Genomic DNA, 21,960 nt, shown 5'->3' on the forward strand with positions numbered 1-21,960 from the left:
TTCATGTTCCGCAACGCCTCTTCCCGCGCCCTCGTGAGCGCAGCAACCATCTCCGCGCTCACCCTGGCCGCAACCACTGCGCCTCACGCTCAGGCCCAGGAGGTGGCCGCTGAGCACGAAACGTTAAAACCTGAGGTTCCGGTTCAAAGTGATCCTCGTGATCCTCGTGATACTGCTGCCCCGGAAGAGCGTGAGGAGACAGACGCCGCGGACGATGGCGAGACGCTGGATTACTTTGCCAATCCTTTTGCCCGCAACGCAGACCCGCAGGGCGTCGCGTCGCCAAGCAAGGTGCAACCGAACGTCACGGTCCAGGTGCTCGGTGACATCCTGGGCCCCTACTCGCAGCACGTGGGTTTCCGCTCGGGTGACTTAGGCGTCATGGCTCCGATTAATGATGAGGGCGAGTTCGCCATGATCTTCGGTGACTCGTTTAGGGGCGATACTGTTGGCCGGGGCGAGTGGATGAGCCCTGTCGGTGTCGTGGCCAAGCGCGACGAGAATGACTACGTGGATATTCAGCGCCCGCTGAACAAGGGCGAGCGCGTCAAGCAGACGATTGGCTACCTTCGCGACGGGGACCTCACACTCATCCCCTCCGACATCATCAATATCGACGGCACGCTGTACCTGCAAGCGATGTGGAATCGCGGGCTGCACAAGACGCAGTACTCCGAGTTTTGGAAGTCTACGGACCAGGGCCAGACCTGGGAGTCTGTTAGCCACTACTACTCCGCCATGAAGCATCGAGGAAGCCAACGCGGCATGGACGAGATGCTGTCGTGGGAGATGGGTCTGGATGGCTACGTCTACATCGTCACCACCACGTTTGATCGCGATAAAACAAACGTCGCACCCATGTACCTGTTCCGCGTTAAGCCGGAGAAGCTGACCGACCGCAACGCCTGGAAGATGCTCAATCTTAACGACGGCAACTGGTACGGCACCGACGGCTCTGGCACCGCCATCCTGGATCATGACACCGAGGGGCGCGTGGTCAATGCCGGCGAGATGAACTTGCGTTACATCGACGGCAACTGGGTACTCGTGCTTTTCAACGAGACGACGCTGCAGGTAGAGGTGCGCATTTCCAAGGATATTGACGTTGATTGGAACAACGTCCCCGCCGTCGCTATCGCGAAGAATGGGCCTTGGTCTAACCAGCAGACGCCGAACAACTGGTCTCAGCCCTACGGCGGCTACATCGTGCCGGGTTCCAGCATCAATGACATGGACATCATCGTCTCCCAGTGGCATAACCCGGGTGGCACCCGTTATATGGCAACCCAGTTCAACGTCCGCGGTCTGGAAACCTTCTACCCAAACCTGGTCGATGAAAGCGGCCAGCCGTTTGAATCCATCGCGCCGCGCACGGAGTTCCCGGAAAAGACGATCCGCCCCGCATTGCCGGAGCCGACGCTTCCGGTTCCAACGTCCTCGGATTCCCTGCAAACCGCAGTGATTGTTATTGGCATCATTGCCTCCATCGGGGCGCTCGCGGTGTTCTCGTGGCCGATGCTGCGCACGCTGCTGCCGGCACAGATCCAGGACGTGCTGCCGTTCTAACGCACCCTTAGCCTGCGGAGATGCCCATCTCCGCGGGCGTGTGGGGGATGTGGCGTAAAGTCACAGCGATGAAGCCCACAACCCCACCTTCGCCCCAGCAGAGCTCGCCATGGCCCGCGCTTTGGGCAATGATGCTGGGCTTTTTCATGATCTTGGTGGATTCCACCATCGTCTCCGTTGCAATCCCGGCGATTACTGAGGATCTTGGCGCCAGCTACAACGAGGTCATCTGGGTCAATAGCGCCTACCTCCTTGCGTACGCTGTGCCGCTTTTGATCACTGGGCGCCTCGGCGACCGGTTCGGACCACGAAACATCTACATCCTCGGGCTGGCGTTGTTTACTGTTTCGTCGCTTGCCTGCGGCTTGGCTAGTACCTCCGCAGCACTGATCGCGGCGCGCGCATTCCAAGGACTCGGCGGGGCGATGGTCACGCCGCAAACCATGTCGGTGATGATCCGCACGTTTACCCCCACCCAGCGTGGCGGTGCTATGGGAGTGTGGGGCGCAACCGCTGGCCTTGCCACTGTTATGGGACCGTTGCTAGGCGGCGTGCTTGTAGACGCCGGCGGCTGGCCCTGGATCTTCAACGTCAACGTGCCCATTGGCATTATCGGCATCATCTTGGCGCTTATCTACGTGCCCAAGCTGGAGCAGACGAACCGCACGTTTGACTGGATCGGCGTTGTTTTAAGCGCCACGGGCATGTTCTGCCTAGTATTTGGCATTCAGGAGGCGGAGCACTTCAACTGGGACTGGCGGGTCTGGGCGCTGCTTATCGCCGCGGCTGTGCTGCTGACGCTGTTTGTGCAGAAGCAGCGGACGCTTGGGGATAGTGCGCTAGTCCCCTTGCGGCTGTTCAATGACCGCAACTTCACCTTGGCCAACGTCACCATTGCCACCGTTGGGTTTGCCGTTTCCACCTACATCATCCCGTGGATGATCTACGTACAAAACGTCAAAGGTTTTACGCCCACGCAGGCCGCGCTGCTGGTCCTGCCTTCTGGTGTGGTCTCTGGCCTATTGGCACCGTTCATTGGCAGGCTCACCAACACACACGACCCGAAGCCTTTTGCCATTGCCGGTCTATCGCTCGCGGCACTATCTATGGCGATATCAGCACTGATCACTACTCCTGAGGTAGATTCGCGCTGGATGTACGCCATCGCCGCGCTCTACGGCGTGGCCAACTCCATGATGTGGGGCCCGCTGTCCATGGTGGCCACCCGCAACCTGGAACGCACGCTGGCGGGTGCCGGTTCCAGCGTCTACAACACCACACGCCAGATCGGTGCCGTGATCGGCTCTGCAGCCATCGCTGCCATGATGACGTCACAGCTCACGCGCAGGCTTGGCGGTGGCGCCGAAGGCAGCGGCACGGCTGCGCAGATGAGTGGCACGCTGCCGCCGCCGCTGCACCAGCCGTTTGCAGATGCCATGAGTACATCCATCTGGCTGCCCTGCGCCGTCATCGCGCTCGGTGTGTTGGTGGCGTGCTGCTTTAAACGGACGGAGTCTTGGACTGCGCAGTAGCAGCAAACGTATCCGGGTTCAGGTTCCACACCGGCGGATCAATGCGTTCAAATCCGTAGTGCTCCCAGAACTTCACGGCCTGGGTGTTCGTCGGCATGACCATCAGGTGGATAGCTGGGGTGCCTAGGTCGGCGAGGTACTTCACGGCGGCGTTAACAAGCATCCGCCCAATGCCGCTTCCCTGCACTTCCGGGCGAACCCCAACCATGTGCAGCCAGCCGCGGTGGCCGTCAAAACCGGGCATGATTACGCCGTCAATAACCCCGTCGGCTTCCGCAACGAAGATGGTGCTGGTGGGGGTGGCCATAGCCAGATCAAAATCTACCGGCGGGTTGTTCCAACGGTTGGTGATGCCGGAGACATCCCACACCTCACAAACCTGATCCCTATCCGCCGGTGTCGCCTCGCGCAGTGTATGCATGAAGCATGAGTGTAACGGGCAGCGGCACAAGTCGACGAAAGCCACGCTCCCCCAAGCGCCGAATCACCGGCACCTACCCAATTGACACTGGTCACGCCGCCATCGTCGCGGACCCTGCGCGCGACGGCGGCTACATTCTTGAGGTCAACCGTGTGCCCTCCTCTTACGTTGTGCCCGGCGCGCCGGAGGTGCTGGAGTATGACTACATGCAATGGGCTGCGGGTTTCATCGCTGGCGCCGAGTTGCCGGAGCCGTTTACCGCAGTCCATCTGGGTGCGGCCGGGTGCGCGCTGCCGAGTTACGTCAACCACCGTTGGGATAGCCGCAATATTGCCGTTGAGCTGGACCGGGGTTTGGCTCGCGTTGTGCGAAACGCGTTCGACCCGCAGGTGGAGATCGTGGTGGCCGAGGCCCGCGCGTTTACGCATGCTCTTGCGCTGGCTTCGGTGGATGTGATCGTTCGCGATGTGTTTGCTGGCCCGGATACCCCTCGCCCGTTGACCACGGTGGAGTTCTTCCGTGCGGCGCATCGCGCGCTTCGGCCCGGCGGGTTGTTCGTGGCCAACATCGGTGATCGTGCGGGACTGCCGAACACCCGCACTGAGCTTGCCGGGCTCGCCGACGTTTTCGCACACACCATGGCCGCCGCCACGCCCGAGGTCCTCGCCGGTCGCGCCTACGGCAACGTGGTGGTTGCGGCCTCAGATACTCCCTTGGAGTTCCGTGGTGAGGTTCCATCCAAAGAGGGCAGTTTGCTTATCGACGCCCACGTCAACCCCCACCACGACCAACCCCACCCCCGGCGCGCAACCCCTTAAAACTCAAACTCCGTGCCCAGGCTCGGCTGGTAGAACACGGCGCGCTGGGCGGTGATGTCGTTGAAGTGTGTCGAGGTGACCTCCGCTAGTGCTGCGATGTAGTCCGGCACGATCGCTTTGGGCAGACGCAGCCCCATGGTCAGGTGCGGAATCCAACGCTCGCCGCGCCCTTCTGGGTTCATCGCGCTGATGGCGCGCGCCGCACGCTCAAGCGGTTCCGGCGCTTCCAGGAGCCATGTCACCGTTTGCTTGGATTTGGTGCCGAAAATGGCGACCCCGACGCGTCGCAAAGAAGCCGGAAGCAGCGGCGGCAAGAGCACAGCAGCCTCCCCGATCACCTGGCGCTGCATAGTGGGCGCGAATGTGATGGACACGTGTGGACGCTGGCGCTGCTTGGGAAACCCCCGCCGTGCAAGCTCCGCGTAGATCGCGCGCACAGTCTGCTCGTCTTCATCTGACAAGCGCAGCAGGATGTTTTCGGGTGACACGAGGCCAAGGGTAGCGAAGCCTTGGGGATCCCAACTACCCCTTCTTGACATTAGGTGAGCCTTACCTTACGTTCTGTATCGACCCTTAACTTAGGCTTACCTACCTTGGAAAGGTTGTGTTGTGAAACTCTCCACCAAACTCGGCGCGTTTGCTATCGCAGCGTGCACCGCGCTGAGCCTTGCGGCTTGCTCAAGCTCCGAAACCTCGTCTGCTTCGTCATCTACAGCACCTGCGACATCCTCGTCAGTGGAGCGCAGCGCTACGACCGCAATCACCGTCACGGACGCCGCCGGCCGCACACTGAAATTCGATGAACTGCCGGAGCGCATTGTGCTCGCCGAAGGCCGCGCCGCCTTCGCCACTGCCCTGTTGCAGGAAGATCCGCTGCACAACATCGCCGCATACGGCCAGGACCTGGTGAAAAATGCTGGCGCATTCCGCGACAAGCTCATCGAACTCGACCCAGAGGTGGAAAAGATGCCGGTGATCGGCTCTGTTCACAAGGGCGATGTCACCGTAGAAAACCTGCTGGCGCAGAACCCAGATGTGGTCATTATGACCCTGGATCAGAAGAAGGCCGTTGAGGAAAGCGGATTCATCTCCGACATGGATGCCGCTGGCATCACCTACGCGTTCATCGATTTCCGCCAAAAGCCCTTGGAAAACACCACAGTATCTATGAAGCTCCTGGGAGACCTGCTGGGCCAGAGCGAACGCGCAGAAAAGTACAACGAGTTCTACAACGCAAAGGTCAAAGAGATCACTGACCGCGTTGCAAAAACTACAGAGCGCCCGAACGTGCTGCTGTGGACCGCTGCGGGTTACAACGAGTGCTGCGCCGTCGCAGGTAATGTCCACCTGGGCACGTTGGTTACCGCAGCAGGTGGACACAACCTCGGGCCGGATGTCCTCGGCCCAGAGACGAAGACCATCACTCCGGAAAAACTCATTGAGCTTGACCCTGACAAGATCATTGTCACCGGTGGCGAGTGGGCCAGGGACCCCAACAAGACTGACACGTTCCGCCACGTAGAGCTGGGCTACCAGTCCACCCCGGAACTAGCGTTGGAAACGTCACAGGGCCCGCTGAACAAGCCAGGTTTTGAACTGCTGCAGGCACCGAAGGACGGCAACTTCTTCGCCGTGTACCACCAGTTCTACGACAACCCCTTCAACGTATTCGCGCTCGAAGCTTTTGCTGCATGGATTCACCCGGAAGAATTCGCTAACTACAACCCAACGGAGGAATTCAAGCAATTCCACAAGGACTGGCTACCGATTCCTTACAGCGGCGTGTTCTTCCTCGACCCGGCTCACCCGGAGAAGGCATAACCCGTGACTACCCAGGTATCTACGCCGCAGATAAAGGCAGTGGATGCCCGCCAGGCCGCGATTGACAGTTACCGCAAACGCGGACGTAACAAAGCGTTCGCTATTGCTGGTCTAGTCGTCGCGGTTTTTGCGAGCTTCCTGTTTGCCATCATTGTCGGTCCCCTCAACATCTCCATCGCTGATGTGTTTCTGGCAGTATTTCGCCCGGATCATGTAGATGAGCAGACGCGTGTAGTCATTCGTACGCTTCGCCTGCCCGCCGCGGTAATGGCGGTCCTGTGCGGCGCAGCACTCGGGTTGGCCGGTGGGAAGATGCAGACGATTCTGGATAACCCGTTGGCCGAGCCTTTCACGCTTGGCATTTCGGCTGCCGCTGCTTTCGGTGCGGCATTGTCCATCGTGATGGGGTGGACGGTGATTGCGAACCCCCAGTTCAACCTGGCGCTAACCGCCGCCGTATCCGCGCTGCTTGCTGTAGCAATTGTCGCCGTGGCATCGGTGTGGCGTGGTGCCACCGCAGAATCCATGATCCTGCTCGGCATTGCGTTGTCGTTTTTCTTCCAGGCACTGTTGTCCCTTTTGCAGTACGGTGCCAACATCGAGGCCTTGCAGCAGATCGTGTTCTGGACCATGGGCTCAATGCAGCGCGCTACCTGGACCTCGAACACGATCCTTGCTGTGGTGCTGGCTGCTGCAGTTCCCTACTGTGTGGCTAACTCTTGGCGTTTAACGGCGCTTCGGCTTGGCGACGACCGCGCGGCCGCCCTCGGCATCGACGTCAAGCGCCTCCGCCTCACCACCCTCATCGTCGCTTCACTCTTGGCCGCTGCATCCGTGGCGTTTACCGGCATCATCGGATTCATCGGGTTGGTTGGGCCTCATGTGGCCCGCATGCTGGTTGGTGAGGACCAGAAGTACTTCCTGCCAGGTTCTGCTGCCGCAGGGGCAATGCTGCTCAGCTTGGCCTATGCCGTTTCCCTGTCCATCATCCCTGGTTTGGCAATCCCGATCGGCATCATCACGGCCCTGGTTGGCGTGCCGTTTTTCGTGTTCCTCATCTTTACTCGCACAAAGGGCAGGAGATAACCACTATGACAAGTTGCGTGACAATTACCGCGCGAGCGCTCACTGTCGGATACGGCCGGACAACCATCCTGCACAATATGGATTTCGGCCCGCTCGAAACGGGCAAGGTCATCGGGCTTATCGGCCCGAATGCGGCGGGCAAGTCGACGCTGGTTAAAACGATTGCGGGGATTAAGCGTCCACAATCAGGCACTTGCTCCGTCACCGTGGGCAGCAAAGTTGTAGAGGGCAGAGAGCGAACCCAGGCCATCGGATACGTGCCTCAGGACCTGCTGGCAACCGCGTCCCTGACCACCTTCGAGTCAGTGATGGTCTCCGCCCGCCGGAGCGAAGTGGAAGACTGGGATCCAATAAGCGCAACAGCTGACACCCTGGAACGCCTTGGCATTACCTACCTGTCAGACCGGCTGATCTCCGAAATGTCCGGCGGCCAGCGCCAGCTGGTTGGCGTTGCGCAGATGCTGGTGCGCCACCCGAACATTTTGCTTCTGGACGAGCCGACTTCCGCCCTTGACATCCACCACCAAGTACACCTGCTGGAGATTGTGCGCGAGGAGGTGCGCGGCACCGACCGCCTGGCCGTGGTGGCCATCCACGATCTCAACTTGGCAGCCCGTTTTTGTGACGAGCTGCTGGTGATTAAAGGCGGCCGCGCCATCGCGCACGACAAGCCCAAAACGGTACTCACCCCGGAACTGCTCCATGAGGTCTACGACATCGACGCTCGCATTCTTTACGACGCCGACGTCCCCGTCATCTGCCCCGTATAAATTCCCTTATCCCCACTGAGGGTTATCCACATCCACGCCAGCTTCGGCAGCCGCGGCCTCAACAAGCTGCAGCAGGTAGTCCTGGGCGCCGGCGTAAGCCCTGTGGAACCGGGCATCGCCCACATACATCCGCGCCAGAATCAGCTGGCGCGCAGGCGTGACTTCATACCACTGCCCAATGCTTTTTCTGTGGCGTGTAACCAACGCCGCGGCTTCCTCAGACCCCGGTGCCACGCCTGCATCGCGGGCGGCTACGAGATCAGCAGCCAACGCTTCCTGTTCCTCTTGGAGGCGCGCGAAATCACCTTCCCCCATCTGCGCGAGTTTCTCCTGGGACTGCGCCCACTCCGGGGTATCGCCCCAGCGCTCCTGTGCCTCTGCCTGGTACGCGGGCATGTCTTCACCCAGGTACTTCTTCATTGCGTCCATATCTATGTTGCCTTTCTTCATATCGTTGATCAGTTGGTTGATGGTGGAGAGTTGTTGGGTGAGCGTGCGGCGTCGATAAGCAAGAGCCCTACGGTGGTGCTCCAAGGCGGCCGCAAGGGCATCCGGGGAGGCGTCGAGCAGCTCACCAATCTGGGCAAGCGGCACGCCGACCCCGCGGTACAGCGCGATCGCCGCGCCGCGCTCCATCTCAACGTCCGTGTAGATGCGGTAATCCGCCGTGGTGCGCTCCGGGATAAGCAGGCCCATCGACTCCCAGTGGCGCAGCGCCTTCGCGCTCACACCCAGGATGTCCGCAGCCTGACCAACCGTGTATTCGTTTCCATCAACCATGATGTTGATTGAACAGGTTGCCGTAGGGGCAAGGTCAAATATTGCGCGTAGCATGGATCGGCATGCACTCACTTCGCACCCCGCGCCTTGTATTGTCCGTACCCACGGACGCCGATGTTGACGCCATCTTTGCCATCCACTCGGATGCGCGTACCTACGAGCACCGCCCCGATCTGGCCATGAAAACCAGGCAGGAAGCCGAGGAGCTGGCGCATGCGTGGCAAGAAAATTGGCGTGAGAAGCAGCTGGGCTACTACGTGGTGTCCACCCTCGATGGCGAAACCATTGGCTTTACGGGCCTGCGCCATAGCCAGGAGGCTGGCGAGGACGTGCTCAACCTCTACTACCGCTTCGCCCCTAAATCCCAAGGCAAAGGCTATGCCAAGGAAGCTGCAGCCGCGGCCCTGGCAAGCGCCCGTGAGCGGTTCCCTGAGTTGCCCGTGGTTGCCATCATTGACCCTACGAATGAGGCGTCAATTGGTTTGGCTTTGAAGCTGGGACTTCAGCACGTCCCCGGTGCAGGAGTTCCTGATGACTACGAGGTGTACCGGTGTTCCTAGTGGCGGAAAGACGACATCGGTTTGCCCGGTTTTGCCCCTATCCCCGCTGATTTGGGAGATATATCAAGTGTTCACCGGCTGAAGTCCAATGTTCAAAGGCGCAACCTCAACATCAGCCGGATCATTCATCAATAGCTTGTCTACAAAGCTCTCCTCACTCCGAGTGAGCTTGGAGTATTCCGCGATCGTTTTTGGGATATTGGTAGCCATCAGCCCCCTTTTTTTAGTGACGTACTTTCATTTTATGGATTCAGTCGGGCTAATCAATGCTCGAGATTCCACTCCAGTGTTTTGCTGTTGCCACAGCACCAGTTGCGGCCGATTCGGTTGTAGGTTAAATGACTATGCATCGTAGTTTTCCCGTGCGTATTGCCGTGCCGTTTGTTGCCTGCGCTCTTGCGCTCAGCGCCTGCTCCGGCAGCGGCGACACCGTCGTTGTTACCGCCACCGAAGTTGCAGACCCTGATTCCGGCGAGGTGTACACCACCGTTGCTGGCCAGCCTGAGGAGCCGCCGGCGCGCAAACAGGACACACGCGCCAAGGAAGCAGACTGGCGCACCGAATACGCCAAAGTGCTAGATAACCCTGGCAGTTACAACTTTGACCTGCCCAACCCCACCGGCATCGCCCTTGAATACGCCCCCGATGGCAACTACCGCTACGCCCTTGTAGAGGCAAACGGCGGGGGCACGCCGGAGCTGCTTTTGAGCTTCGACGGCGTCGATGAAATGTACAACCACTTCTCTCGCGTGCTGCTGTTTCAGGTTGGGGATGGTGGGACCGCGGAGGCGTCGACAAGCATCCTGACCCACGGTGCCTCCGGTGCGGGCGGGTACCGTGCGACGATCCAGGCCTCCCAGCTTGGCTACGGTCTGTACCAAAGCGAGCACTCAAGCGGCACTGGTAATGGCGACTCGACCTGGTGCGAGGTCAACGGCACGGAAATCCTGGCAACAGAAGATTCCCGCGATTTCAACATTCAGTACGCATTTCCGCTCCATCTTGAAATCACGTGGACGCCGATCGAGGACCGCGGCCCGCTTGAACGTGGCGATCTCACCGTGGCACTGCCCGAGGTCCGTCGTGGTAACGCTCCTGCTGACGCACCAGATGCGGTGGCTGAGGGCACCGTGGTGATGAAGCATGGCTACGAGCTTCGCCCTGAAGGCATGCCGAACAACGAGGACCCCAACAGCGAATACCTCCTGCTCCAGCTGGACGCGTCGCAGGACTTCACCGACTACCGGGCCTCCGGTGAAGTAGTGACCCGCGACACCGACACCATCTCCCTAGGCGGCCGGGAGATCAGCACATACCCCCGGGATTGGGGCACCGAATGGGAGCAGGTCCTAGGCAAACGCGTCCGCTTGACGATGGCTGCGGACTCGGTCCACTTCCAAACCGATACCGGCATGCCGATGGGTGCGCTGCGCGTTACGTCCTTTAAGAACGTTGAGGTGCTGGACTGATGCGCCGCCTCAGTGTCGTTCTTCTCGGGCTTGTGCTGACCGCGTGCGTGCCGGAGTTGCCTGAGGTGCCGGATTTGCCGGATTTGCCGGAGGCTGAGGAGCCTGCGCTTGAGGAGCCTTTGCTTGACGACGCCCCCGTCAACGCCGACCACCCCGATGTTTTTGCCACCCTGCGCATTATGGATGGCGACACTGCTGTGCGCGAGGTCGGTAACTTTTACGCCGACCCGGATGAGACGTATTTCTTCCTGGAACTACCTGCCCCCACCGAGATCTCGGGGATCCAGGGCGGCGCGCCTAAGGTGAGCGAAACAAAGTGGATCACCATCGGCACCGAAGATGAGGCACTAGACCTTTTCGGTTACGACACGGACCTTTCCCTGCTTGAAGGCAGAATGCTTCATCTGTTTCTTAATCCTGACCGGATTTTCTACCCGGGTGATCCAAGCTGGCCCGGCCACTCCCCGAGGATTGATGAGATCACCGGGTACACATTTGCTGGCTAAGGGCACCTTTTAGAACATGTGTTTGCATTCCTGAGTGGCGTGTGTACCTCGCTTGCTAGTGTGTTGTTTAACAGTTTTTGAACCGAGTAGTTAAGCAACATTCCAGCAGGAAGGAGGGCATAATGAACACGGAAGTAGCGCAGTGCGTGGAACAGATTACAACCGCACTTGAAACGCTGAGCGCGTTGTTCGAAGACCCCTCCTGCTTGGAATTCGAAGACATACACAAGGACATGGAGCTGCTCGAAGTGCAGTTCAAGCAGAAGGCGACTATCGACGCAGCTTTTGCCTTCATCGCCGAACGCGACCAGGCCGGCCGGATGGTGGGAGCAAACTACGCCAACGCCTACCTCCAACAGTGCCTAGACCTTTCAAAGGGCGAGGCCTACAACCGCCTGCAACGCGGCCGCCTCCTGTTCGCTCCACCCGAGCCCCCGCCACCTCCTCCCCCGCCTGCGGACGAAGATGCGGAAGATCTTTTCAGCGGCGCAGACGGTAACGCTGGCGCTGGTCGCCAGCAGCAGGAAGAGGAGCAGCGCCAACAGCAGAGCGACGCGCGCAAGCACGCCGCCCAGGTGAGCGCGGAAAAGCAGGACATCATCCGCCGCGAGCTGGACAAGCTTCTCAAGGCCGCAGCCGGCGATCGTGCCCGCGTTCATGCTGACGCGATGCGCGAAGCACTCTCCCGCTCCCCCGAAGACCTGCGTATCTACGTGCGCAAGGCTGTCGAGGCGGCGAACCGGAAGCATGCGCCGCGCTCCAACCCGAACGCGGGCCACGAGAACCGTGGCATTGCGATTGGCCGCAGGAAAGCCGACGGCACCGTTGATATCCACATCAACACCACGGCTGGCCACGCTGCACTGATCAAGGCACACCTGGATCAGGGGCTCGCACCAAACAGCAACCTGCCCAAGGAGCTGCAGGGTGAGATTGACCCGCGTACGCCCCGTCAGCGTCGCTACGACCAGTTCTTTGCCATCTTCCGGCAGTACGAGCAGGAGTACCAGGAAGAACACAATGGTGCGGCGTCCGTTGTCATTGCAGTTACGCTGGATGACCTCGCGGATGGCGACGCTGTCATGCTTTACGGCACCAACGTAGGACTCGAAGTCGATTGCTTCGATCTTGTCCGCCTCGGTATGGAAGGCACGACCGACTTCGTGCTGCAAGTAGATGGGGTGACCTCTGTCCCCCTGTGGCTTGGCCAAAGCAACAGGATCGCCTCAATTGCACAACGCATCGCGATGTTTGCCGTGCAAGGGGTCTGTTCCTGGCTCGGCTGCACCGCCGCAATGTCAGAGTGCGAAGCGCACCACATCCTGGCGTGGATCAAAGGCGGCAGAACCGACATTGAAAACCTCACCGGTTTATGTCGAGAACACCACAGGTGCAACAACGACCACAGAGACGGCTCTTTCAACAAGGGTTACATGGATTTCGACCCTCAAACTGGCAGGTCAGGGTACCGGAAACGTCCAAGTGATCCGCTGCGTTTCAACCAATCCGTCCCCGCAACACAATCTGCGGTCAGCCGAATATATGCGGCAAAGGGAAGGTGCGACTGCGCCCGAACAGGGATGCCGGACCCAGCCTTTCATCCCCGAGTGTGATCTGTAGACACGGATCTATATTGACAGATCTATATTGACAACCATGCCGAACAACCTCCGGAAACATGGTCTCGTTGCCCTGCTCGCCGCCGCAACCGCGTGCGGTCTTGCCGCCTGCTCGGGCGCATCCGATGGCGATTAGCCACAGTTACGTGGCCATTACCTAGCCACTACCTAACCACTACCTAGCCACTACCCCTTCCGGCGCTGCAGCATCCAGAAAACTCCGCCCAGCACCACAAGCACGCCGAGGCCGACGAGGACCCACTGCAGCACCCCCGAAGACTCCGAAGAAGACTCCGAAGAGGACTCAGCAGCAGACTCAGCATCATCGCTCTCCGGCTGCGAGATCGTTTCCTTGATCCAGTCGGCCTGGTCCGCAACCGGCGCCACGGCAACCGCCGCGTTGGAGGTCATTTCCTCCTCGGTTGGGTTTTCGGGGTCTTCGAAGAGGCCGGCGGACATGATGGCGGCGACGTTGCCGTCGGCAAAAATAGCACCGCCAGAGTCACCCGGCTGGATGCGGGCACCGTTATCCAAGGTAACCTCCAGGGCGCTCGGCGCCTCGAACAGCGCCAGCGGGGATTCGCCCTTGACCTGGCCGGTTGCAGAAGGCAGCTTGGTGGAGCCGCCCGAGCCGTCAGAGGACCAGCCGTACACGTTCACGCTGCCGGACGGCACCGTGTCCGCAACCCCTGCGAAGTGGGAAAGCTGCATCGGTTGGACGGTGTGGAGCAGGGCGATGTCGCCACGCGGGGCGATCTCCCAGCGGTCCACTTCGTAGGTTTTCTGCTCGTCGCCCTGGCCGGTGCGTACCGTTGGCGCCAGCTTGCGAGCTGCCTCGGTGCAGTGGCGGGCGGTGATCACCCAGTGTTCGCTAATCGCGGTGCCGGTGCATACGCCGTCGTCCGGGTCGGATTTTTCCACACGCACGCTGACTACCGGGGTGGCTTCCTCGGCGTCACCGGCGAAGGTGGTGCTCTCCATGGCGAGGGCGGGGGGCGTCGACAAGCAAATGCCCACTACTGCTGCCAGACCCAATACTTTTTTCATTTCGTTTCCTTTCAATCCAGCCGGTGCCTGCGGTAACCCCGCGGCGCACGGCTTCCTCCATCGGCCCGCGCTTAAATACCGCGAGCCACGCGGTCGCGAACACGGCCGCACCGATGAGTGTTGGCACAACGCCAATAAACAATGATGTTGGTACGTGCAGGAAGTAGAGCGTCAGCGGCATCGCACCCATGCGCGGCAGGACTATCTGCCACGGCTGCGCCACCAGGCAACACAGGGCGACGATTCCTACGCTTGCGCCGACGCTGCCGATCACATCCGCCAGCCCACCTGTGTGCCCCTGCGCCTCCAGGAAAAGGGGCAGCTCCAGGTACCAGCGCGATGCGATATCTGCCGCCATCAGACCGAGCCCCACCAGCGCAGCAACCGCAAGGCGCACCGGGCGCCCCAGCAGGTGTCGCTGCGCCAGCATCCCGGACAGCAGCAGCGCAAGCCACATGAAGATCGGGTATACACCCAGCCCAAATGGCAGGAATTCATAGGCCAGCCCGGAGATAAGCGCAGCCGCAGCCGCGCATCCCGCAAGCACACCTGATCCCTGCCCCGGCGCCCACGCCAGCACGACCATGCAGATGCCCAGCGTTCCCAGCACAATGACAATCGAGCTTGGTACCAAAGACAGCACCATGCCGATCGCGATGATGATCAGCCCGCGCACCACGAAGTGCATCGGGCGCGCGCCACGATCGTGCATAAGTCCCATGCTCACCCCGGCGAGCAGGCCGAAGAGTGCTGCCGGAAAACCGTAGAGCACCTCGCCTAAAACACCGTCGGGAAACGTCAGGTGCGCACAGATCATTCCGATCAGCGCGACCGCCCTGGCCACGTCCACACCGACAATCCGGTTCGCGTTTCGCATCTGCATGCTCATGACAGTAAAAGTACCCATGTTGCGACAGCGTTAACGTGCGCAACCTACCCTTGAAACCATGAGCATTCGCGTACTTGTGGTGGATGATGAGGTCTACCTTGCAGCGGCCGTCGCCGAGGCGTTGTCGCAGGCTGGAATGGATACGTTCACTGCCTTCGACGGCAAAGAGGCCCTAGCCAAGATCGATGAGCTCGGCCCCGATGTGGTGGTGTTGGACCGTGACCTGCCGCGCCTGCATGGTGACGAGGTATGCCAGCGCATCACTCAGGACCACCCGGCCACGCGCGTGATCATGCTGACGGCCTCCGGCACCCTGGATGACCGGTTGGAGGGGTTTGCCATCGGCGCCGACGATTACCTGCCCAAGCCGTTTGAAGTACCCGAGTTGATCGCGCGGGTGCAGGCGCTAGCAAAACGCGCCGTCCCCACGCAGGGCGAGGTGTTTCGCTGCGGCGATGTGCGGCTTGATACTTTCCGCAAGCAGGTCACGCGCGCGGGGGTTCCGGTTGCCTTAAGCCCCAAGGAGTTCAGGGTGCTTGAGGTGCTGCTGCGTTACGACGGCGGCGTCATCTCCGCAGAATCCCTCCTCGAAGAGGCATGGGACGAAAACGCCGACCCGTTCACCAACTCCCCGCGCGTGACTATTTCGCATCTGCGCCGCAAGCTGGGCGACCCCTGGATCATCCACACCGCCCCCGGCGTGGGCTACTACGCGGCGGAGGAGCCGGCATGACTCTGCGAGCTCGCATCACCGTCATGTTCGTGGCAACCACTCTGGGTGCGGGACTGCTGCTCATCGGACTGGTGTACGCCTACCTGCGCTTTACCCCAGTTCCTTTCCAGGCGGAGTTCGCGGGCGAAGGCGCGGTGATTGACGCCGCCATCCCTATCACCAACGAAATCCTGCGCACCGTGCTGACCATCTCACTGGTGGTGTTAGCGCTGATGACGGCAGCCGCGGGAGCTGTGGGGTGGTTCCTCGCAGGCTTGGTCATCCGGCCTTTGCGAGACATCGCGGCTACCGCCCAACAGATCACCGCCGGCGACACCTCTGTGCGCATCACCCCGCCCACCGCAAACGATGAGATCGCCGAGGTTGCCGGCGCCTTAAACACCATGTTGGATTCCCTCGCCGCCGCCTTAGCTGCGCAGAAGCGCTTTGCTTCCAACGCCTCGCATGAGCTGAAAACACCGATCGCCACCATCCAAACCATCGCTGACGTCGCGCTTTCCAACCCCGCCGGCGCCACCGAAGCGCTCACCCGCATCCGGGAGGTCAACGCTCGAAACCTGCGCACCGTCGAGGGGCTTTTGCTGCTTGCAAACGCCCACTCCGGTCACCCCCTCAACCCCCAACCCGTCGACCTTTCCAAACTGTGCAAGGAAATCGCCGCCGAACGCGGCGTGCGGGCCGAGATCACCGAAGGCGTCGTGGTTGACGGCGACCCGGAGCTGCTGCGCCAGGCCGTGGACAATCTTGTGCGCAACGCAGTTACCCACGGCGCCCCCAACACGGCCACGCTTGCGCTTTCTCACCCCGCCACGGTCAGCGTCACCAACGCCGACGGCGACGCGCGCTCCACCACCGGCCACGGCTTGGGTCTCACCTTGGTGCAGGCTATTGCAGACGCCCACCGCGCCACCTTCACCATCACCCAGCACGACGACGGCTCCGTGGTAGCTACCTTAGGTTTTTAAGCAGCATCTCCACGACCGGCTCCACTTCCCCAAACACATAGGCGCGTGCTAGCAGGTCGCTGAACGTGGCACTCACGGTGGGGTCTTCGTCATCATGCGGCACTGCAAGCAACGCCCCAGTCCCTTGGCCCAGCAGGTAACTGTTCGCCGCGAAAATCGCGGTGCGTTTGTTGCCGTCCTCAAACGGCTGGGCCCGCGCGAGCTCGACAAACAGGTACGCGGCAGCCTCAAGCGGGTCCGTATGCGCCAGCTGCTTTGTGACGATCACGTCTACCTCCCCAGCCGTCAACGCCTCCGGCTCATGTCTGCCATGCGCAGTGTTGACTTCGATACCTTGCTCGGCGCGCCGCAGCACCCCCGGATTGAGGGCTGCACTACGCGTCAGTTGGTCATTAATCCTGCTCAAGTAGTCCGCATTAATGTGGCTACCAGCAGTTTTGATAACAAACTCCGCCACCGCCTGCAAGTCTTGCAGCAGCGCCAAGTCCCCTCTCCCCCGCACACCGTCGGTGTCCCCAGTGCGCAAAAACTTGTCGGTTGCGAGACGACTGGTGGACAGCCCGTCAAACACCACGCCAGCGGTGTAAATGACGTTTAAAAGGTCGTGCGCGTGCATGGCGCCCACGCTACAGCACCACTTACAACGCAACCCAGCCAACCAGGGCCGCCAGCGGAACCACAGCCCAGGCTGGAGCCTTGAAGTTGTGTAGCGCCGCGAACGCCGCCGCGGCAACCGCCATCGTCGCAGGCCCGTGGATGCCGGCGGTGAACACGGGGCTGTACAGTGCCGCGGCCAAGATGCCCACCACTGCTGCGTTCGCACCGGCCAGCGCGCTTGCCGCCTTCGGGTTGGCGCGCAGGCGATCCCAAAACGGCATCACGCCAACAACCAACAGCGCGGCTGGCAAAAAGATCGCTACCGTGGCAATAGTTGCGCCCCACAACCAGTTGATCCCCTGCGCCGAGGCGCCCAAAAACGACGCGAACGTAAACAGCGGGCCCGGCACCGCCTGCGCGGCGCCGTAGCCTGCGAGGAAGGTGTCGTGATCCACCAGCCCCGTCGGCACCGTCGCCTGCTCCAACAGCGGCAGGACCACGTGCCCGCCGCCGAAGACGAGGGCGCCGGAGCGGTAGAAGCTCTCAAAGATCGCGGCACCAACGCTGGTATTTCCCAGCGCCGGCAACAGCAGAAGCAGGCCCGCAAAGGTGCCCAACGCCGCAACACCCACAGCGCTGCGCTGGGGTGTGGCGGGGATGGGGTGCTGTGGGGCGTCGATACGCAAAAGCACGAGCGTGACCAGCATGCCAACCGCAATGGCTCCCACCTGGGCCAAGGGGTGCGGCACCAGCAGAACCACCAGGAACGCCGCCAACGCAACGGCGGCGCGCAGCCGGTCAGTCACAATGCTTTTGGCCATGCCCAGCACCGCTTGCGCCACCACGGCAACCGCCGCAGCCTTCATCCCCGCGAGCCAACCCGCGCCCGAGATGTCGCCCAGCCGTGCCACCCCAAGAGCAAACGCCACCAAGAGGATGACGCTGGGCAGCGTGAATCCCACAAACGCGGCAAACATACCTCCGTAGCCTGCGCGCTTGAGCCCGATTGCCATACCCACCTGGCTCGATGCCGGTCCGGGCATGAACTGGCACAGCGCAACTAGGTCCGCGTACTCCTCATCTGTGAGCCATTTTCGCTTGTCAACAAACTCGTCGCGAAAATAGCCCAGGTGCGCCGTCGGGCCGCCAAAAGATGTCAAGCCGAGGCGAGTAAAAATGCGCAGCACTTCCAACACACAGGCAGATCGTAGCGGCCCTTCGTTAAAGTGTCTCGGGTACCGATGAAGCTTGCACCAGGGAGGTTACAGTTGCGCCATTTCAGCCCACTCTTTCAGATGGGGCCCGCCCGGCGCGACCACATCCCGGCCTTCCGCGTTGCCCTCGGCGTTGCAATCCCCATGTTCGCACTGCTTGCTTTGGGACGCCTCGACCTTGCCATCTACGCCAACTTCGGCGCCTTCACCGGCGTCTATGGCCGACACACCACCCGCGCCGTCAGGTTGGAACACCACCTCTTAGCCGGCTGCGCCTTGACTTTGGCGGTCACGCTCGGTGCGACAATTGCGTGGCTAGACATCAGCCCGTGGGTTCTGATGGTTGTCACCTGCCTGGTGTCCTCGCTGTGGGCCACCGTGGCGCTAGCGAAGGATATGAAGCCCACCGGATCCGTGTTTGTGGTGTTCTCGGTTGCCGCCGTTGGTTCATTGAGTAACCCGGTGCACCCGCTGTTGGCGTTTGCTATCGCGGGCGGTGCGGCGCTGATAAGCCTGGTCCTAGGCCAGTTCTCCCACTTCTTCGGCGAAGGCCCGGGTGGCGACGCCAAGGCGAACGAACTGCCCACCCGCGGCCCCAATGCTCAACGCCTGCCATGGGCCCGCCTCCGAGTCGAGGCCGCGCGCTTCTTCTTCGCCCCGCTGATCGCCGGCACCCTGGGCCTTATCTCGGTAACGCTGATTGACCCGCTCTCCCACTCCTACTGGGCCATGGTTGCCGCCGTCGCTCCCCTGGTGAACTCGCGCTTCCGCATGCAGTACTACCGGGCGATCGAACGCGTGCTGGGCACCCTTACCGGCATCGCCGTTGCCGGGTTTTTGCTCTCCCACTCACCCGAAGGCTGGCAGCTTGTCATTTGGATTGTGGTCCTGCAGTACCTCACCGAAATGTATGTCACCCGCAACTACACCATCGCCACAAGCTTCATCACCCCAACCGCCCTGCTGATGGTGCAGGCGGTCGACGCCGCCCCCGTCGGCCCCATGTTGCTCGCCCGCACCGCCGAGACGGTCATCGGCGCAGTTGCGGCCCTGATTATCATCGCGATCGGGTACGCGCGCACGTATCCAAATGTCATCCCGCGGCTAAGGTGAAAACAAGGCTCTACTTTACGACGATTCCCCCTTCACCAACGCCACCGGCGAGAGGTTCAAAGTGGAGTTTTTCCCTGGCGACGCGAAACACACGAAGGGCTTGGCGGCTACCACATAACGCTCGCCTACTGGTGACCCTTCACGCTAATATTTCCGCAGGTCAGGTCTATTTTCTGATAGAGTGAGGGTACATATTCAGGCATACACTTCCTATTCCAAGAAAGGATCGCACCAATGCAGAACGCAAACCCCGCTCGAAAAAACCAAAAGCTCCTGAAAAGCAAGGCGGACTTTAGCCGCGAACAGCTGGCGGACCTCTTGGAAAACCTGGCCACCCGCATCCGTGAAGGCGAAATGACCATCGGTACCGGGGATGCTGCCCTAGGCATGAAGCTTCCTGGGACGATCCGCACCACGATGGAGGTCACCGACTCCCGAAAGCGCCGCGGCGTCGAACGCGAATTAGAGCTTGAGCTCTCCTGGTACGTTGACGACGCTGGCGCACCTGTGGACACGGCATCACCAGTTTCTGGGTTCGCCGTCTCCTAACTTCCCGCTGGCTTCCAGCAGGTCAGGAAGTTGTAATCCCTCAACCTAAAGCACCACCGAGAACCGGGAACGAGAACCGGGAACGCGGCCGTCGCCAGGTGGCTCCTTGTGTATCCTTTGGGTGTCATTGAGCCCTGAAGGAGCAAGAAAGAAGCATGCCCCACCCCGCCGCCTCTAAGGAGAGCATCCGTTCCCGTGCCCTCCGTTTCGCGCCGCGCCGCTCGGATTGGTCTCGCGCGACGATCGGTCGAGACCTCTCGGCAGGTCTCATGGTGGCGCTTGTCGCACTCCCTCTCGCGCTTGGCTTCGGCGTTGCGTCCGGCGTCGGCGCGGCAGCGGGAATCACAACAGCCATCGTCGCGGGCATCCTAGCCGCGATCTTCGGCGGCAGTAACGTCCAGGTAAGCGGCCCGACCGGCGCGATGACCATAGTACTCATCCCCATCGTGGCCAACCATGGTGCCGATGGGGTGCTCGTCGTCGGCGTGCTTGCAGGGCTCATGCTGCTCTTGCTGGCGTTCACCGGCGCCGGCCGCGCGATGAAGTACATGCCACTACCTGTCGTCGAAGGTTTCACAGCTGGTATTGCGCTGATCATCGGCCTCCAACAGCTGCCAGCGGCGCTCGGTGTTGACGTCGACGGCGAGAAAGTTCTCGGGTTGGCGTGGGGCGCATTCAAGGCTTGGTTAGAAACTCCGGCGTGGCAGGCGCCCGTGATGACCCTCGCGGTGGCAGCCGGGATCTTGCTTGCCGCGCGTATTCGTAGCGGCTTTCCCGCGGCGCTGGTGTTGGTAGCAGCCGCGACGGCCATCAACATGCTGGCAGACGGCAGCCTGAAGACCATCGGCTACATCCCGTCGACGTTGCCTGCTCCGCGCTTGCCGCAGATCCCTTGGGAGCACCTAGATTCCTTGCTGTTGGCCGCGGTCGCCGTCGCAGCCCTCGGTGCGCTGGAATCATTGCTGTCTGCGACGGTTGCTGACGCAATGACCGTCGGCGACCGGCACGACCCCGACCGCGAGCTCTTCGGGCAGGGCGTGGCCAACGTCGTCGCTCCCCTGTTCGGCGGAATCCCCGCAACCGCCGCGATTGCCCGAACTGCCGTCAACGTGCGCGCTGGCGCAGGCACACGCTTAGCTGCAGTGTTCCATTCGCTGCTTCTACTCGTTGCCGTGCTCGTCGCGGCCCGCTGGGTGGGCGAGATCCCCCTCGCCGCGCTCGCCGGCGTGCTCATCGCCACTGCGATCCAGATGATCCACCCACGCAACATCCGTTCAGTGATGCGCGCAACCAAGGGCGATGGGGTCACCCTGCTCATCACGGCTGTCGCCACCGTCGTGTTCGACCTTGTCGTCGCCGTGCTCATCGGCCTTGTTATTGCAGGCTTCTTCGCACTGCGCGAAACCGCCCGTACAGCGGTGCTAGAGACCGCCCCGCTGGATACAGGAGATCACCGCGACGAGGAACGCGAGCTCCTCGACGAGCACATCGCCGCCTTCCGCATGGAAGGCCCCCTCTTCTTTGGCGCAGCGCACGATTTCCTTCTCGATCTCGCTGATGCCTCATCGGTCAAGGTTGTTGTGCTCCGCATGCGCTACGTCACGACGATCGACGCCACCGGCGCCCAGATGCTTGCCGACACGATTGGGCGCCTCGAACGCCGCGGCACCCGAGTCCTGCTCGCAGCCACGAAACCCGAACATGTTCCGGTGTTGCGCGAACTCGGCGTATTCGACCAGCTCGCGCACGAAAACCACGTCTTCGACACCACCCCTGACGCCATCGCCCACGCCAGACTGCATGTCGCGCGCAATCAGCACGACGAGTAGCGCTGTCGAGGAACCAAAACCGCACTACGTCACCATTGACCCATGACGTAGTCTTTGTCCTCCATGTACACCTTGC

Annotated in this window: 24 protein-coding genes; 15 read left to right on the forward strand and 9 right to left on the reverse strand. The window is 61.3% G+C overall.

All coding sequences use genetic code 11. The features are described from left to right. The first annotated feature begins 3 nt into the window (after positions 1 to 3). Positions 4 to 1,566, forward strand: a complete 1,563-nt coding sequence (locus AK829_RS05195; RefSeq protein WP_052204855.1) for a DUF4185 domain-containing protein — start codon at positions 4 to 6, stop codon at positions 1,564 to 1,566. A gap of 7 nt (positions 1,567 to 1,573) precedes the next feature. On the opposite strand, the gene AK829_RS12410 is transcribed toward AK829_RS05195, so the two are convergent. Next, the gene (locus AK829_RS12410) at positions 1,574 to 1,714 is read right to left on the reverse strand and encodes a hypothetical protein (protein ID WP_157045292.1); all 141 of its coding nucleotides are present in this window, start codon (positions 1,712 to 1,714) and stop codon (positions 1,574 to 1,576) included. On the opposite strand from AK829_RS12410, the gene AK829_RS05200 reads away from it, so the two are divergent. Continuing rightward, complete coding sequence (locus tag AK829_RS05200; RefSeq protein ID WP_232305788.1) at positions 1,713 to 3,098, forward strand: MFS transporter; 1,386 nt, start codon at positions 1,713 to 1,715, stop codon at positions 3,096 to 3,098. The two genes, AK829_RS12410 and AK829_RS05200, sit on opposite strands and share 2 nt — an antisense overlap. Here the strand turns inward: AK829_RS05200 and AK829_RS05205 are convergent. Further along, entirely contained in the window at positions 3,067 to 3,519 is a 453-nt protein-coding gene (locus AK829_RS05205) for a GNAT family N-acetyltransferase (RefSeq protein WP_083439754.1), read from the reverse strand. The genes AK829_RS05200 and AK829_RS05205 overlap by 32 nt on opposite strands. A gap of 5 nt (positions 3,520 to 3,524) precedes the next feature. Here AK829_RS05205 and AK829_RS05210 point away from each other — a divergent pair, with 5 nt between their 5' ends. Further along, complete coding sequence (locus AK829_RS05210) at positions 3,525 to 4,337, forward strand: spermidine synthase (protein ID WP_198147790.1); 813 nt, start codon at positions 3,525 to 3,527, stop codon at positions 4,335 to 4,337. Here the strand turns inward: AK829_RS05210 and AK829_RS05215 are convergent. Then, on the reverse strand, positions 4,334 to 4,876 hold the full coding sequence (locus AK829_RS05215) for a hypothetical protein (protein ID WP_052204859.1): 543 nt from the start codon (positions 4,874 to 4,876) through the stop codon (positions 4,334 to 4,336). The genes AK829_RS05210 and AK829_RS05215 overlap by 4 nt on opposite strands. A 70-nt stretch (positions 4,877 to 4,946) precedes the next feature. On the opposite strand from AK829_RS05215, the gene AK829_RS05220 reads away from it, so the two are divergent. The 3 genes from AK829_RS05220 to AK829_RS05230 are packed head-to-tail and all read left to right on the forward strand — an operon-like array spanning position 4,947 to position 8,014. Then, positions 4,947 to 6,158, forward strand: coding sequence for an ABC transporter substrate-binding protein (locus AK829_RS05220; protein WP_052204860.1), 1,212 nt, complete (start codon positions 4,947 to 4,949; stop codon positions 6,156 to 6,158). 3 nt (positions 6,159 to 6,161) lie between these two features. Further along, complete coding sequence (locus AK829_RS05225; protein ID WP_083279042.1) at positions 6,162 to 7,244, forward strand: FecCD family ABC transporter permease; 1,083 nt, start codon at positions 6,162 to 6,164, stop codon at positions 7,242 to 7,244. A gap of 17 nt (positions 7,245 to 7,261) precedes the next feature. Then, positions 7,262 to 8,014 (forward strand): ABC transporter ATP-binding protein, encoded by a 753-nt coding sequence (locus AK829_RS05230; RefSeq protein WP_232305789.1) that lies wholly within the window; start codon positions 7,262 to 7,264, stop codon positions 8,012 to 8,014. A gap of 6 nt (positions 8,015 to 8,020) precedes the next feature. Here AK829_RS05230 and AK829_RS05235 read toward each other — a convergent pair whose 3' ends face one another. Continuing rightward, positions 8,021 to 8,794 carry a MerR family transcriptional regulator gene (locus tag AK829_RS05235; protein ID WP_052206395.1) on the reverse strand — a complete coding sequence of 258 codons (774 nt, stop codon included), beginning with the start codon at positions 8,792 to 8,794 and terminating at the stop codon, positions 8,021 to 8,023. Positions 8,795 to 8,856: 62 nt separating this feature from the next. Between AK829_RS05235 and AK829_RS05240 the strand changes: the two genes are divergently transcribed. Next, the gene (locus tag AK829_RS05240; protein WP_052204863.1) at positions 8,857 to 9,354 is read left to right on the forward strand and encodes a GNAT family N-acetyltransferase; all 498 of its coding nucleotides are present in this window, start codon (positions 8,857 to 8,859) and stop codon (positions 9,352 to 9,354) included. Positions 9,355 to 9,417: 63 nt separating this feature from the next. Here AK829_RS05240 and AK829_RS12415 read toward each other — a convergent pair whose 3' ends face one another. Further along, entirely contained in the window at positions 9,418 to 9,564 is a 147-nt protein-coding gene (locus AK829_RS12415) for a hypothetical protein (protein ID WP_157045293.1), read from the reverse strand. A 128-nt stretch (positions 9,565 to 9,692) separates the two neighbouring features. Between AK829_RS12415 and AK829_RS05245 the strand changes: the two genes are divergently transcribed. From AK829_RS05245 to AK829_RS05255, 3 genes are all read left to right on the forward strand, one after another. Then, positions 9,693 to 10,823 (forward strand): hypothetical protein, encoded by a 1,131-nt coding sequence (locus AK829_RS05245; protein WP_157045294.1) that lies wholly within the window; start codon positions 9,693 to 9,695, stop codon positions 10,821 to 10,823. Then, positions 10,823 to 11,329 (forward strand): hypothetical protein, encoded by a 507-nt coding sequence (locus AK829_RS05250; protein ID WP_052204866.1) that lies wholly within the window; start codon positions 10,823 to 10,825, stop codon positions 11,327 to 11,329. The genes AK829_RS05245 and AK829_RS05250 overlap by 1 nt, the downstream gene beginning before the upstream one ends. A gap of 122 nt (positions 11,330 to 11,451) precedes the next feature. Then, positions 11,452 to 12,942, forward strand: coding sequence for an HNH endonuclease signature motif containing protein (locus tag AK829_RS05255; RefSeq protein ID WP_052204868.1), 1,491 nt, complete (start codon positions 11,452 to 11,454; stop codon positions 12,940 to 12,942). A 192-nt stretch (positions 12,943 to 13,134) separates the two neighbouring features. Here AK829_RS05255 and AK829_RS05260 read toward each other — a convergent pair whose 3' ends face one another. Further along, positions 13,135 to 13,929, reverse strand: a complete 795-nt coding sequence (locus AK829_RS05260) for a trypsin-like serine protease (protein ID WP_232305790.1) — start codon at positions 13,927 to 13,929, stop codon at positions 13,135 to 13,137. Then, positions 13,904 to 14,884, reverse strand: coding sequence for a DUF1624 domain-containing protein (locus tag AK829_RS05265; RefSeq protein WP_232305791.1), 981 nt, complete (start codon positions 14,882 to 14,884; stop codon positions 13,904 to 13,906). Before AK829_RS05265 ends, AK829_RS05260 begins: the two co-directional genes overlap by 26 nt. A 58-nt stretch (positions 14,885 to 14,942) precedes the next feature. On the opposite strand from AK829_RS05265, the gene AK829_RS05270 reads away from it, so the two are divergent. Beyond that, complete coding sequence (locus tag AK829_RS05270; protein ID WP_083439755.1) at positions 14,943 to 15,617, forward strand: response regulator transcription factor; 675 nt, start codon at positions 14,943 to 14,945, stop codon at positions 15,615 to 15,617. Beyond that, entirely contained in the window at positions 15,614 to 16,582 is a 969-nt protein-coding gene (locus tag AK829_RS05275) for a HAMP domain-containing protein (protein WP_052204871.1), read from the forward strand. The genes AK829_RS05270 and AK829_RS05275 overlap by 4 nt, the downstream gene beginning before the upstream one ends. Here the strand turns inward: AK829_RS05275 and AK829_RS05280 are convergent. Together AK829_RS05280 and chrA are read right to left on the reverse strand one after the other, a co-directional pair. Continuing rightward, complete coding sequence (locus AK829_RS05280; protein ID WP_052206397.1) at positions 16,566 to 17,198, reverse strand: Fic family protein; 633 nt, start codon at positions 17,196 to 17,198, stop codon at positions 16,566 to 16,568. The two genes, AK829_RS05275 and AK829_RS05280, sit on opposite strands and share 17 nt — an antisense overlap. Before the next feature lie 22 nt (positions 17,199 to 17,220). Next, positions 17,221 to 18,375, reverse strand: coding sequence for a chromate efflux transporter (gene chrA, locus AK829_RS05285; protein ID WP_198147791.1), 1,155 nt, complete (start codon positions 18,373 to 18,375; stop codon positions 17,221 to 17,223). Between the two features lie 99 nt (positions 18,376 to 18,474). On the opposite strand from chrA, the gene AK829_RS05290 reads away from it, so the two are divergent. The 3 genes from AK829_RS05290 (at position 18,475) to AK829_RS05300 (ending at position 21,884) form a co-directional block, all read left to right on the forward strand. Beyond that, on the forward strand, positions 18,475 to 19,506 hold the full coding sequence (locus AK829_RS05290) for an FUSC family protein (protein WP_052204872.1): 1,032 nt from the start codon (positions 18,475 to 18,477) through the stop codon (positions 19,504 to 19,506). A 234-nt stretch (positions 19,507 to 19,740) separates the two neighbouring features. Continuing rightward, positions 19,741 to 20,055 (forward strand): amphi-Trp domain-containing protein, encoded by a 315-nt coding sequence (locus tag AK829_RS05295; protein ID WP_052204874.1) that lies wholly within the window; start codon positions 19,741 to 19,743, stop codon positions 20,053 to 20,055. 155 nt (positions 20,056 to 20,210) lie between these two features. After that, entirely contained in the window at positions 20,211 to 21,884 is a 1,674-nt protein-coding gene (locus AK829_RS05300) for a SulP family inorganic anion transporter (RefSeq protein ID WP_052204875.1), read from the forward strand. The last annotated feature ends 76 nt before the right edge of the window (positions 21,885 to 21,960 follow it).

Origin of the sequence: Corynebacterium riegelii, from assembly GCF_001263755.1 — a bacterium.
GTDB classification, from domain to species: Bacteria; Actinomycetota; Actinomycetes; order Mycobacteriales; family Mycobacteriaceae; genus Corynebacterium; species Corynebacterium riegelii.